This window comes from Ectopseudomonas composti (genome assembly GCF_001567565.1).
In the GTDB taxonomy this organism is placed as follows: Bacteria; Pseudomonadota; Gammaproteobacteria; order Pseudomonadales; family Pseudomonadaceae; genus Aquipseudomonas; species Aquipseudomonas composti_A.
Map to the genome: position 1 here is coordinate 33,461 of NZ_LSSW01000026.1, position 12,809 is coordinate 46,269.

General features: G+C 62.5%; 14 protein-coding genes. 10 read left to right on the top strand and 4 right to left on the bottom strand.

The annotated features are described in order from the left end of the window. Positions 1-223 precede the first annotated feature (223 nt). The 3 genes from PCLY_RS14105 (at position 224) to PCLY_RS14115 (ending at position 2,305) form a co-directional block, all read left to right on the top strand. Positions 224-1,345 (top strand): beta-ketoacyl-ACP synthase III, encoded by a 1,122-nt coding sequence (locus tag PCLY_RS14105; protein ID WP_061240404.1) that lies wholly within the window; start codon positions 224-226, stop codon positions 1,343-1,345. A 130-nt stretch (positions 1,346-1,475) separates the two neighbouring features. Next, positions 1,476-2,078 (top strand): RNA polymerase sigma factor, encoded by a 603-nt coding sequence (locus PCLY_RS14110; protein WP_061240287.1) that lies wholly within the window; start codon positions 1,476-1,478, stop codon positions 2,076-2,078. Further along, complete coding sequence (locus PCLY_RS14115) at positions 2,072-2,305, top strand: anti-sigma factor family protein (protein ID WP_061240288.1); 234 nt, start codon at positions 2,072-2,074, stop codon at positions 2,303-2,305. Before PCLY_RS14110 ends, PCLY_RS14115 begins: the two co-directional genes overlap by 7 nt. Positions 2,306-2,471: 166 nt before the next feature. Here PCLY_RS14115 and rpsU read toward each other — a convergent pair whose 3' ends face one another. From rpsU to PCLY_RS24865, 3 genes are all read right to left on the bottom strand, one after another. Beyond that, on the bottom strand, positions 2,472-2,720 hold the full coding sequence (gene rpsU, locus PCLY_RS14120) for a 30S ribosomal protein S21 (RefSeq protein WP_231740164.1): 249 nt from the start codon (positions 2,718-2,720) through the stop codon (positions 2,472-2,474). A 150-nt stretch (positions 2,721-2,870) separates the two neighbouring features. Then, a complete protein-coding gene (locus tag PCLY_RS14125; RefSeq protein WP_061240290.1) occupies positions 2,871-3,197 on the bottom strand; it encodes an Imm1 family immunity protein in 327 nt (108 codons plus the stop codon). An 86-nt stretch (positions 3,198-3,283) separates the two neighbouring features. Beyond that, positions 3,284-3,574 carry a hypothetical protein gene (locus tag PCLY_RS24865; RefSeq protein ID WP_197432187.1) on the bottom strand — a complete coding sequence of 97 codons (291 nt, stop codon included), beginning with the start codon at positions 3,572-3,574 and terminating at the stop codon, positions 3,284-3,286. A 641-nt stretch (positions 3,575-4,215) separates the two neighbouring features. Here PCLY_RS24865 and PCLY_RS14130 point away from each other — a divergent pair. The 4 genes from PCLY_RS14130 to PCLY_RS14145 are packed head-to-tail and all read left to right on the top strand — an operon-like array spanning position 4,216 to position 6,694. Beyond that, on the top strand, positions 4,216-4,509 hold the full coding sequence (locus PCLY_RS14130) for an HvfA family oxazolone/thioamide-modified RiPP metallophore (RefSeq protein ID WP_061240291.1): 294 nt from the start codon (positions 4,216-4,218) through the stop codon (positions 4,507-4,509). A 21-nt stretch (positions 4,510-4,530) separates the two neighbouring features. Continuing rightward, a complete protein-coding gene (locus PCLY_RS14135; RefSeq protein ID WP_061240292.1) occupies positions 4,531-5,373 on the top strand; it encodes an HvfB family MNIO-type RiPP peptide maturase in 843 nt (280 codons plus the stop codon). After that, on the top strand, positions 5,370-6,080 hold the full coding sequence (locus PCLY_RS14140; protein WP_061240293.1) for an HvfC family RiPP maturation protein: 711 nt from the start codon (positions 5,370-5,372) through the stop codon (positions 6,078-6,080). The genes PCLY_RS14135 and PCLY_RS14140 overlap by 4 nt, the downstream gene beginning before the upstream one ends. Positions 6,081-6,085: 5 nt before the next feature. Next, positions 6,086-6,694 carry an HvfX family Cu-binding RiPP maturation protein gene (locus tag PCLY_RS14145; protein WP_061240294.1) on the top strand — a complete coding sequence of 203 codons (609 nt, stop codon included), beginning with the start codon at positions 6,086-6,088 and terminating at the stop codon, positions 6,692-6,694. Here the strand turns inward: PCLY_RS14145 and gliR are convergent. Next, on the bottom strand, positions 6,691-7,725 hold the full coding sequence (gene gliR, locus PCLY_RS14150) for an AraC family transcriptional regulator GliR (protein WP_061240295.1): 1,035 nt from the start codon (positions 7,723-7,725) through the stop codon (positions 6,691-6,693). The two genes, PCLY_RS14145 and gliR, sit on opposite strands and share 4 nt — an antisense overlap. Before the next feature lie 125 nt (positions 7,726-7,850). On the opposite strand from gliR, the gene PCLY_RS14155 reads away from it, so the two are divergent. The 3 genes from PCLY_RS14155 (at position 7,851) to PCLY_RS14165 (ending at position 12,747) form a co-directional block, all read left to right on the top strand. After that, a complete protein-coding gene (locus PCLY_RS14155) occupies positions 7,851-9,446 on the top strand; it encodes an FAD-binding oxidoreductase (RefSeq protein ID WP_061240296.1) in 1,596 nt (531 codons plus the stop codon). Positions 9,447-9,448: 2 nt separating this feature from the next. Beyond that, positions 9,449-11,029, top strand: coding sequence for a glycerol-3-phosphate dehydrogenase/oxidase (locus PCLY_RS14160; protein ID WP_061240297.1), 1,581 nt, complete (start codon positions 9,449-9,451; stop codon positions 11,027-11,029). Between the two features lie 143 nt (positions 11,030-11,172). Beyond that, the gene (locus tag PCLY_RS14165; protein ID WP_394326853.1) at positions 11,173-12,747 is read left to right on the top strand and encodes an FGGY-family carbohydrate kinase; all 1,575 of its coding nucleotides are present in this window, start codon (positions 11,173-11,175) and stop codon (positions 12,745-12,747) included. Positions 12,748-12,809 lie beyond the last annotated feature (62 nt).

Sequence of the window (12,809 nt, forward strand, 5' to 3'; positions counted from 1 at the left end):
CGTGGATCGAGATTAGACTTTAGACCAAATGGCTATATTGGGTCATGTTCTGTCCACTTGGACACTCTCAAGGGCTGAGGACGAACCCCATTACCCTGTGGCACACTCAGTGGCCAGGAGCCAACCATCGCAAGAGCTTGGCCCATGTCCCCCGATTTTCGGCCTGCGCCATTGTCGCCGGCCTACTGCCTGAGGCCGCCAGCGGCCGAGAAGAGGAATGACCGTGCATAACGTCGTGATCAGTGGTACCGGCCTCTACACCCCGGCCAACAGCATTTCCAACGACGAGCTGGTGGCATCCTTCAATGCCTACGTGCAGCAGTTCAACGCCGATAATGCCGAGGCCATCGCCCGTGGTGAAGTCGAGGCGCTGAGCGAATCCAGCAGTGGTTTCATCGAGAAGGCCTCCGGCATCAAGAGCCGCTTCGTCATCGACAAGGCCGGCATCCTCGATCCGCAGCGCATGCTGCCGCGTATCCCTGAGCGTTCCAACGAAGAGTGGGGCATCCTCTGCGAAATGGCCGTCGGCGCCGCCAAGCAAGCCCTTGAGCGCGCCGGCAAGACGGTCGCCGATATCGACGGGGTGATCGTCGCCTGCTCGAATCTGCAGCGCGCCTATCCGGCGGTAGCCATCGAAGTCCAGGCTGCACTGGGTATCGAAGGCTGGGGCTACGACATGAACGTGGCCTGTTCCTCGGCCACCTTCGGCATCCAGGCCGCGACCACCGCGATCCAGACTGGCCAGGCTCGCGCCATCCTCATGGTCAACCCGGAAATCTGCACCGGTCACCTCAACTTCCGTGACCGCGACAGCCACTTCATCTTCGGCGACGCCGCCACCGCGGTGATCATCGAGCGTGCCGACCTGGCCACCTCCAAGCACCAGTTCGACGTGGTCGGCACCAAGCTGCTGACCCAGTTCTCCAACAACATCCGCAACAACTTCGGCTTCCTCAACCGCGCGGCTGAAGAGGGCGTGGGTGCTCGCGACAAGCTGTTCGTCCAGGAGGGCCGCAAGGTGTTCAAGGACGTCTGCCCGATGGTCGCCGAGTTGATCGCCGCACACCTGGCGGAAAACCAGCTCAACGTCAGCGACGTCAAGCGCTTCTGGCTGCACCAGGCCAACCTCAACATGAACCTGCTGATCGCCCGCAAGCTGCTCGGCCGCGACGCCGAACCGCACGAGGCGCCGGTGATCCTCGATACCTATGCCAACACCAGTTCGGCCGGCTCGGTCATCGCCCTGCACAAGAACCAGGACGACCTGCCAGCCGGCAGCCTGGGTGTTCTAAGCTCCTTTGGTGCCGGTTATTCGATTGGCAGTGTAATTTTGCGCAAGCGTTGAACTCTCTAGCGGGCCGTTGAAAAACCCAGGTGAGGCAGGCAAGGCAGACAGTTTTTCAACAGCTTGCTACAGGATTGCCTGACGCGTGCGAGATTCACGCGTGCGCGCAGGCTTCATTGACGGGAGTTCTATGTCCGATTCCGAACTGTTGGTTCGCCTGCTCGGGGGTGAGCAGAAGGCCTATCGCGAGCTGGTCGCGCGCTATCAGGGCGCCATGCGCGCGGTGGCCTATGCCATCGTCGGCAGCCGCCACGCCGACGAAGTGGTGCAGGATGCCTGGCTCGCGGTGGTGCGTAGCCTCAGCGGCTTTCAGGAGCGCTCCAGTCTCAAGACCTGGCTGCTGACCATCACCGCCAACACCGCCAAGACCCGTCTCAAGCACAACCGCCGCGAGGTGCTGCTCGACGACCTGCCGGCGCCACATGGCACGGTGGGGGACGAGCGTTTCTCTGGCGACGGTCACTGGTTACTGGCGCCGCATGCCTGGCATCAGGACAGCCCCGAAGCCCTGCTGACCGAGGGCGAATTGCGCGAGTGCCTGGAGCATACGCTGGCCAGCCTCTCCGAATTGCAGAGCAGCGTGCTGGTGCTGCGCGAGCGTCAGGGCCTGGAATTGGAAGCGATCTGTAATCTTCTCGACATCTCCCTCTCCAATGCCCGTGTGCTGCTGCACCGGGCACGCCTGAAAGTCTTCGCCACTCTGGAACATTTCGAGGAGACAGGCCAATGCTGACCTGCAAGGAACTGGTCGCTCACTCCAGCGAATATCTCGACGGCCAACTGACGCTGCGCCAGCGCTTGGCCGTGCGCGCCCACCTGGCCATGTGCGGCAACTGCCGGCGCTTCATCCGCCAGATGAAACTGACCCAGGCGGTGATCCGGCAAATGCCCGAGGGCGAATTGCCTGAGCTCGACGCCCTGGCCGAGCGCCTGGCACAGGACCGGCGTAATCAGGAATAAACCGTGATCCGCGGGCTTTGCTGGTTTTCTGATGTTTATTCCAGGGTGTCGTGTTTTGTTCAAAGATATGGCGTCGCCCACCCAGGTGAGCACGGCGTAGGGTGGATCGGGGCGCGTAGCCGACGCTTTTTCATCCACCGTTTGTGGCGGCTGTCCGGACTACTTGCTAGCGTCCCGCAGCTAAGTTACCGCTTTTAGCGAATTGTTCCTTAAGGCCAATCTTCAACCACAAACTACCACCGGACTGTATTGAAAGCGCTTTCATCTTTTTTGCCTTGCGCTTCAATATGGATGGCTTCTCGTAATATCCAAATCTTCGCTTGTACCAGCGCCGATCTGTCTCATGCTTTACCTTCTTCTTGAGCTTGCGCAATGCAACCTCAATGGACTCACCATCTTCTACGTTGACTGTCACTGTCATTCTTTGTGTTTTAAGGACTGACGCCTGTCCATCTTTGGTTTCTGAAGTTTGGTTAAGGGGCGTTGGGCCGTTCCGAGTGAGCGAGGCGAGCGATTTGAACTTGTTAGGCTATATAGTTATAGCTGGGTGTTAGCTTTTTTTGTATTACAATTCAACGCCGTCTTCCGAGTCATTGTGCCAATGAATAAACGCAGGTGGCGTTTGCTGCGTTTGGAAAAAATGCAGAGCGTGCTCAATTACATCAATAGGGTAGGCCCACGATGCGGGGTGTTCGTCATGCTGGCCATTATTGAGCCGATATTCAATAGTTGATTCTGCCGCCCCTTGGTAATTAATGTTGCGTGAGCTAAAGCCCGTGTCCCCGTTATACCTTAGGTACATCAGCCATCCCCACTCATCGTTGATAAGTGCGCACATGGACTGGCCGTCTGGGATCTCGATCCACACTTCCCGGAATGGTGATTTTTCCATTATGAATGCCTAACGCCTCGCACACGGGCCGAGCGTAGTGAGGTCCAGGCCCAAAGGGCCAAACGTGCTGCGACTTATTATGTGTTTTAGCTGGTAGGCGATTGAACCCATTTTATTTGCTCTTTTATGAAAGTGCCTAGCCATTTTGTATGCCCATTTTCTTGAGCGCACTCTACTTCAAAGGTCTCACCATTGTTATGAACTATTACAACCGCACCTAAATCACCGACTTCTGCTTCAGGCACTTCTGAATTTTCAGAAATTACTTTTATAACGTCATGCACTTTTATGCTTTTAAAACACCCTAAGCATAACGCTTCATTTCTCTGTTCTTTAAGCTTCAGCTCTTGGAATGCATCATTTGAGGTGATTCTCAAATGGAACTCCTCTCCACACCTGGTACATTTGGTATATGCCATGATCTCTACTTACACATAACAGTGATTAGATAGTCCTCCGTACTAATACAATAGCAGGGAAGGCGGTATAGCTCCGAAAAATGGCAGGGCTAAAAATCAGAGAAATTTAAATATTTCAATGGTTTAGAAGGCAAGGCGTGCACTAACGTGTACTCGTGTGACTTCCACATTTCACGCTTTCATTGTTACTGGATAGGTATACACAAAGGCACTGGAAAGGTGCAAGGCACGTGAGGACCGTGTCGAAATCAACGCTCAACACCGAGCTGCAGCGCGTAGGGTGGATGACGCTTTTCTTATCCACCGTTTGCGCTGGCCGTTCGGGCTACTGGCTATCGAAAGCCTCGCCGCTGAAGCGCCTCCCACGCTGCGGTGGATGTTTCTGTATCTGTGGAAGGGGCTTTCGGCTCTGGCAACCTGCTTCGCTCTACCTCCTGCATCCATGCGGTCGTAGCCGCGACGGGTAGCGGGCAAAGCTCCCCGGATTTCATCCGGGCTACGAAAAATTTCAGCCTCGCTGTAACGCCCGCATCTCTGCCTCGTCAATTGCTGCGAGGACGCCAATCCGGCGCCGCATTCGAAACCGATGGAGAGATGCCATGAAACAACTCAATACCCTGACCGCTACCCTGGGCGCCGCACTGCTGACTTCCGTGGCCTTCACCGCCCATGCCGCAGGCAATCCGTTTGCCGCGCAGGAACTGGCCAGCGGTTACAGCCTGGCCGCCGCCGAGAAAGCGCAGGAAGGTTCCTGTGGCGAAGGCAAATGCGGCGGCGAGATGAAGGCCGACAAGGAAGGCAAATGTGGCGAGGGCAAATGTGGCGCCGAGAAGAAGGCTGATGCCGAGGGTAAATGCGGCGAAGGCAAGTGCGGCGGCGAGAAGAGCGAGTAAGGGCGCAGGGGAGGACGGATCATGCAACTCGCACACCTCACCGGCGCCGGCCTCGGCTTACGTCGCGGGCTACTCGCCGAGCTGATCGGTGATGACGCCAGCGGCGCGGATTTTCTCGAAGTGGCGCCGGAGAACTGGATCGGTGTCGGCGGTCGGCTGGGCAAGCAATTGCGTGCCCTGAGCGAACGTCGGCCACTGTTGTGCCATGGTCTGTCCCTCAACCTTGGCGGCTTCGCGCCGCTGAATCTGGAGTTGCTACACGCCATCAAGGGCTTTCTCGACGCGCATGGTGTGCTGGCCTACAGCGAGCATCTGTCCGCCTGTGCCGACGAGGGTCAGCTGTATGACCTGATGCCGCTGCCGTTCTGCGAAGAGTCGGTAGTGCGCATCGCCGAGCGCGTGCGCATCGTTCAGGACGTGCTGGAGCGGCCGCTGATCATCGAGAACGTCTCGGCCTACGCGCGCCTGCCAGGCGAACTGGACGAGGTGGATTTCGTCCGCGCGGTGCTGGAGCGAGCCGACTGCCAGCTGTTGCTGGACGTCAACAACGTCTACGTCAACAGCCTCAACTTCGGCTTCGATGCCGATGCCTATATTGCCGCGATGCCCAGTGAGCGCATCGCCTATTTGCACGTCGCCGGTCATTACGATCAGGCGGCGGATCTGAAGATCGACACCCACGGTGCGCCGGTGATCGACCCGGTGTGGGCACTGCTGAGTAGCGCTTACGCACGGCATGGCGTACGCCCGACCCTGCTGGAGCGAGACTTCAATTTCCCGCCACTGGCCGAGCTGTATGCCGAGTTGGCGCATATCCGCAGCCTGCAACAGGCCACGCAACCGCTGAGCAGGTACGGCACATGAGCAGTATCCAGCAGCAGCGCGATTTCGCCGCACGTATCCGCCAACCCGAGGCACAGCCGCTATTGCCGGGCATCACCCGCGAGCGCATGGCGATCTACGAGGAGCTGTTCTTCAACAACGTCGCCAGCCTGGTGAGTGGTGCCTTCCCGGTGCTGCGCGCTGTGCTGGGCGCTGAGCGTTGGCAGAGTCTGCTGCGCAGTTTTCTTGCCGAGCACCGTGCAGCCACCCCCTATTTCCTGGAAATCAGCCAAGAGTTCATCGCCTGGCTGCAGCAGGGCTATCGTGCTGAGCCGCAGGATCCGCCGTTCATGCTGGAGCTGGCGCACTACGAGTGGGTCGAGCTGGCGCTGGATGTCAGTGACGCGCAGTTGCCCGAGCGCGGCTGGTCGCCACTGGCCTGGCCGCTGGCTTATCGCTGGCCGGTGCAGATGATCGGTGCCGATCACTGCCCCGCGCAGCCTCCGACTGAGCCGACCTGTCTGCTGGTCTGGCGCGACCGCCAGGATCAGGTGCGCTTCATGCAACTGGCGCCTTTCGCCTACCAGCTGGCGCTACGCCTGCAGACCGGCGAGTCGCCAGTGCGGGCGCAGCTCGAGCTGGCTGCGGCTCACGGCCTGGCCGCTGATCGCGGCTATTTCGACAACGCCCGCGCGCTGCTGGATGACTGGCAGGCGCGCGATATCTGGTTTCCGCATCCCGAGGACTGACCGTCATGATCGCTTTGCTCAATCGCTTGCAGGATGCGCTGGACGCTTCCCGCCGCCTGGATTTCTTTGGCCCTTTGCTACTGCGCCTGTATCTGGTGCCGGTGTTCTGGATGGCCGGCATGCAGAAGCTGTCGGATATCGAGGCCACCGCCGCCTGGTTCGGCAACCCGGACTGGGGCCTTGGCCTGCCGTTTCCCGAATTGCTGGCCTGGGCGGCGGCGCTGACCGAGGCCGGTGGCGCCATCCTGCTGCTGTTCGGCTTGGCTGTTCGCTGGATCAGCATTCCCTTGATCGTCACCATGCTGGTGGCCATCGTCACCGTGCATTGGCCCTATGGCTGGCAGGCAATTGCCGACCCATCGGCTCCCTTTGCCAACGAGCGAGTGCTGGCTGCAGCGGATAAGCTCGAGCGGGCGCGGAGCATCCTGCGTGAGCACGGCAACTACGACTGGCTGACCGGCAGCGGCAAGTTCGTCGTGCTGAACAACGGCATCGAATTCGCCGCGACCTATCTGGTGATGCTGGTTGTGCTGTTTTTCAGCGGAGCCGGGCGCTGGTTGAGCATCGATTACTGGCTGGCGCGGCGTTTCAGGCCGCGCCGTGAGGTGATCTAGCCCAGCGGATTATCCCGACGCCGGCTTTCGCGAAACTCGCCCGGCGTCTGTCCGGTCCAGCTCTTGAAGCTGCGGTGGAACGAGCGTGATTCGGTGAAGCCCAGGTAGCAGGCGATGTCCTGAATCGCCAGATCGCTGCGCAGCAGGTAGTGCTCGGCCAGTTCCTGGCGCAGCTCATCGAGTATCTGCTGGTAGCTGGTGCCGGCCTGCTGCAGGTGACGTTGCAGGGTGCGCACGGTCATGTCGAACTTCTCCGCTACCCGTTCCTTGCGCGGCAGGCCGTCCTTGAGCAGCAGGCGCAGGGCGTTCTTCACCCGGCGTGGCAACGGCTCGTCGTCGTCCAGCCCGGCCATCAGGGTCAGGGCATGTTCTTCCAGCGTGCGCAGCAGGTTGGCATCAGCCTGGCGCAGCGGCACGCCGAGGTAGTCCAGCGGCACCAGCAGGGCGTTGCAGGGCTGCTCGAACAACACCGGGCAGCCGAACAGCTGTTGGTACTCGGTCAGCTCGGTGGTCGCCGGTTGCGCGTGTTCGAACCAGACCTCGCGCGGCGAATGTTCGGAGTCAGCGATCCAGCGCGCGTACAGCAGCCAGGAGGCGAGCACGTTCTCCACCATATGACGGCGCACCTGCGGCGCCTGATGACGGCAGCTCCAGATCAGCCGCACATGATCTTCGGCCGCCTCGATACGGCTGGTGCCCATGTCGCCTACCAGTTTTTCGTACGGCACGATGCGGCCCATGGCTTCGCCCAGGGTGGCGCAGTTCATGGCGATGTAGCCGAGCACGCTCCACGAGCCGGGCTGGACGAAACGCGCAGCATGCAGGCCGAATAGCGAGTCGCCGGACACCTCGATCAGATGCGCCAGCAGGCGCTCATGCACCTCGCTGGGCATGCGCTTGCCATTGTCGGCCAGGTCCTGCGCGCCAATACCGGCGGCGGCCAGAGCGCGGTCGATGTCCAGGCCGAGCTGTTCGGCGTGACGCAGGTACTTGAGCAGGGCGGGAACCGAGGTATAGCCGAGGTTTTCCATGGATTCTTCTTGTTCTGGGGTGCCTGTCTTGATTGGCGATAGCGCCTGTCCCGATTCGACAGTGACGGAAATCGGCGGCTGGCTAGTATAGGCAGCCATAAGTGCTGATCGGAATGGGGGATGCGATGCGACGCTGGAACGGATGGGGTGACGAGGCAACCGAAGTGGAACTGCCGGCCCATGGCGAGGCTTTTCTCGCTGAACTGGTCGGGCCTGGCCAGCGTCTGGCCGATGCCAGCCTGCAGGACGTACTGGCGCGGGTGCCGGCCTCGCGCCTGGCACCGCATCCGCTGATCAGCGTTGATGCCGAGGTGCGCGTGCGCCACGCCCGTGGTCAGAGCCTGCCGGATTGGCTGGCGATGCGCTCCGGTGACTTCGGCCTGTTTCCCGATGGCGTCGCCTGCCCGGAAAGCGCCGCGCAGATTCGTGACCTGCTGGCCTGGGCGCAGCAGCACGACGTGACCCTGATTCCCTACGGCGGCGGCACTTCGGTGGCCGGCCATATCAACCCGCAGGCCGGCCAGCGCCCGGTGTTGACCCTGTCGCTGGAGCGCATGACGCGCCTGCTGGAGATCGACGAGGACAGCCTGATCGCCACCTTCGGCCCCGGCGCCAATGGCCCGCAGGTGGAAAGCCAGCTGCGCGCCCGTGGCTACACCCTGGGGCATTTTCCGCAGTCCTGGGAGCTGTCGACCCTCGGTGGCTGGGTCGCCAGTCGCTCCAGCGGCCAGCAGTCGCTGCGCTACGGGCGGATCGAGCAATTGTTCGCCGGCGGCAAGCTGGAAACCTTCGCCGGTACCCTGGAGATTCCAACCTTCCCGGCGTCGGCCGCCGGGCCCGACCTGCGCGAGCTGGTGATGGGCTCGGAAGGACGCTTCGGGGTGATCTCCGAGGTGCGCGTGCGCATCAGTCGTCTGGCCGAGCAGGAGCGCTTCTACGCTGTGTTCCTGCCTGACTGGCAGCAGGCGCTGAGCGCTATTCGCAGCCTGGCCCAGGCGCGCGTGCCGCTGTCGATGCTGCGCCTGTCCAACGCCATCGAAACCCGCACCCAGCTGGCGCTGGCTGGTCACCCGCAACAGATCGCCCTGTTGGAAAAATACCTGGCCCTGCGCGGCGCCCGTGACGGCAAGTGCATGCTGACCTTCGGCGTTACCGGCAGCCGGGTGCAGAACGCCGCCTCGCTGAAACAGGCGCGGCGCCTGCTGAAAGGTTTTGGCGGTGTATTTACCGGTACCCTGCTGGGCAAGAAGTGGGAGCACAACCGCTTCCGTTTCCCTTACCTGCGTCATGGCTTGTGGGAGCGCGGCTACCTGGTGGACACCCTGGAAACCGCTACCGACTGGTCCAACGTCGACAACCTGCTGAACAAGGTCGAGGCCAGCCTGCGTAACGAGCTGGCCGGTGATGGCGAGCGGGTGCACGTGTTCACCCACCTGTCGCACGTCTACGGCGAAGGTTCGAGCATCTACACCACCTACGTGTTCCGCCCCGGCAGCGACTACGCCGAGGCCATGGCGCGCTGGCAACGGCTCAAGGCGGCGGCCAGCCGCACCATCGCCGAGAATCGCGGCACCATCAGCCACCAGCACGGCGTCGGCCGCGACCACGCGCCCTACCTGGTGGCGGAGAAGGGCGAGCTGGGCATGGCCACGCTGCGCAGCCTGGCCACGCATTTCGACCCCGACCAGCGCCTGGCGCCTGGCGTATTGCTGCAGGACTGAGCATGGAATCCTGGAACGCCACCTGGCGCACGCGCGCACTGCCTGAACTGGCTGCGCGCGATTGGGATCTGCTGGTGATCGGCGGCGGTATCTGCGGCGCCGGCATCCTGCGTGAGGCAGCGCGGCGGGGCTGGCGTTGCCTGTTGCTGGAGCAGCGCGACTTCGCCTGGGGCACCTCCAGTCGCTCGTCGAAGATGGTGCACGGCGGCCTGCGTTACGTTGCCAAGGGGCAGCTGGGGCTGACCCGCGACTCGGTGCGCGAGCGCCAGCGCTTGCTCGGTGAGGCGCCGGGGCTGGTGGAGCCACTGAGCTTTTTCATGCCGCACTACCGCGGGGGCTTTCCCGGGCCGAAAGTTTTTGGCGGCCTGCTCAGCCTGTACGACGCCCTTGCCGGTAAGCGCAATCATCTGTTCTACCCATTGCAGCAACTGCGTTACCTGGCGCCGGGTATTCGCGAGGACGGCCTGCTTGGCGGCACACGGTTCTTCGATGCGGTGACCGACGACGCGCGTCTGGTGCAGCGCGTGCTGGGCGAGGCGCGCGCCGAAGGCGGCGAGGCGGTCAATGGCATGCGCGTGGTCGAGTTGTTGCGTGAAGCCGGGCAGGTGGTCGGCGTACTGGCCGAGGATGTGGAAACGGGCATTCAGTACCGCCTGCGCAGCCGCGCCGTGGCGCAAGCCACCGGTGCCTGGGCCGATCGCCTGCGCCAGTCCGGCAATGGTCGCATCCGTCCGCTGCGCGGCAGCCACCTGTTGCTGCCGAGCTGGCGCCTGCCAGTGGCGCATGCCTTCAGCTTCATGCACGAAAGAGATGGGCGACCGGTGTTCGTCTTCCCCTGGGAAGGCGCGACGGTGATCGGCACCACCGATCTGGATCATGCTGACGAGCTCGATCATGAAGCCGCCATCAGCGCCGAGGAGGTCGATTACCTGTTGGCCGCTTGTGCCCAGCAATTTCCCACTGCGCAGGTGAGTCGCGCCGACGTTCTGTCGACCTGGGCGGGCGTGCGCCCTGTGGTGAGCGATGGTGGCGGCGCACTGAAACCCTCCGACGAGAAGCGCGAGCATGCGCTGTGGATCGAGCCGGGCAGCGTGGCTCTCGCTGGCGGCAAGCTCACCACCTTCCGCCTGCTGGCGCTGGAGGTGCTGCGTGCCTGTGCCGGATTCGTCGGCAAAGCGGTGGACGATCAGGGCGGCGCGGTTTTCGCTGCGAATATGCCGACACCGATGCCGACCTTGAGCCCGGCGCAGCAACGCCGCCTGGCTGGGCGCCACGGCCGTCAGCTGTCGGAGGTGCTGCGCCTGATCGAGGAGATTGGCAGCGATTGCGTCGCGGGTACCGACACCCTGTGGGCCGAACTGGCCTGGGCTGCCGAAGGTGAGCTGGTGCTGCATCTGGACGATCTGCTGCTGCGGCGCACGCGCCTGGGCCTGCTGTTGGCTGAAGGCGCCCGCGCCGAACTGCCGCGTATCCGCGCCCTGTGCCAGCCACGACTGGGTTGGAACGATGCGCGCTGGCAGCAGGAAGAGGCGGATTACCTCACCTTGTGGCAACGCTGTTACAGCCTTCCGGAGACTGCATGATGGCGCTGCCGACTTTCCGTAGGACGTCCGCCCCGGCAACCCGCTCGCCGATCCAGACTTGCTGTAGCCCGGATGACATCCGGGACTGAACCAACAGGCAGTTCCCGGATTTCATCCGGGCTACGCATGGCCAAATGCATGACATGAAGGACCACACCTTGAGCGAACCAAGCTATCTGCTGAGCATCGACAATGGCACCCAGAGCGTGCGTGCGCTGCTGTTCGATACCCACGGCAATCTGCTCGCCAAGGGCAAGGTCGAGCTCGATCCCTATTTCTCCAGCCAGCCGGGCTGGGCCGAGCAGGATCCCGAGTACTACTGGGCCAGTCTCGGCGAGGCCTGCCGCCTGCTGTGGCAGCAGGTGGATATCGACCGCAGCCTGATCCGGGGCGTCGCGCTGACCACCCAGCGTGGCAGCATCATTCATGTCGATCAGCAGGGCGCGCCGCTGCGCCCGGCGATCCTCTGGCTCGATCAGCGTCGTGCTGAGGTGGGCGGGCGTATAAAGGGGCTGTGGGGCTGGCTGTTCAAGCTGGTACGCGCCGAGGAGGCGGTCGATCATTTTCGGGGGCAGGCCGAGGTCAACTGGGTCGCCCAGCAGCAGCCGGACATCGCTGCACATGCGCACAAGGTGCTGTTGCTCTCGGGTTTTCTCACTCATCGCCTGTGCGGCCGCTTCGTCGATTCGACCAGCAGCTGCGTGGCCTACCTGCCGTTCGATTACAAGCGCCTGCGTTGGGCTGCGCCCGGCGACTGGAAGTGGCAGGCGCTGAAGGTGCGCCGTGAGCAACTGCCCGAGCTGTTCAAGCCGGGCGAGCGACTGGGCCAGATCACCGCCTTCGCCAGTCGTCACACCGGTATTCCCGAGGGCCTGCCGCTGATCGCCGCCGGCGCCGACAAAGCCTGCGAAGTCATGGGGTCCGGTGTGCTAGAGCCCGACACCGCGTGCCTCTCGTACGGCACCACGGCCACCATCAACACCACGCGCAGCCGTTATCTGGAGACGATCCCGCTGATTCCGCCCTATCCGGCAGCGCTGCCGGATCACTTCAATACCGAGGTGATGATCTACCGCGGCTTCTGGATGGTCAGCTGGTTCAAGCGCGAGTTTGGCCTGCGCGAGATGCAGCGCGCCGAGGCCCTGGGTGTGCCACCCGAGGAGTTGTTCGATGAGCTGGTCAACGCCGTGCCGCCCGGCTCCATGGGCCTCATGCTGCAACCTTACTGGACACCGGGCATCCGCGAGCCGGGGCTGGAGGCCAAGGGCTCGATCATCGGTTTCGGCGATGTGCACACCCGTGCGCATATCTATCGCGCCATCCTCGAGGGGCTGGCCTATGCCCTGCGTCAGGGCAAGGAGCGCATCGAGAAGCGCTCCGGCACCCGCATCGAACGCCTGCGCGTGTCCGGTGGTGGTTCGCAGAGCGATGCGGCAATGCAGTTGACGGCTGACATCTTCGGCTTGCCGGCCGAACGCCCGCATCTGTACGAGACCAGTGGCTTGGGCGCGGCGATCAACTGCGCGGTGGGTTTGGGGCTGCACGCCGATTATCCGGCGGCCATCGCTGCCATGACGCGCGTCGGCCAGGTGTTTCAGCCCAACCCGGCCGCGCAGCGCACCTACGAGCAGCTTTACGGACAGGTCTATCAGCGCATGTACCGCCAGCTCAAACCGCTGTACCAGCGCATTCGCAAGATCACCGGCTACCCGGCGTAGAGCTCTACCCGTAGCCCGGATGAAATCCGGGAAAGTTGAGCGGCCCCGGATTTCATCCGGGC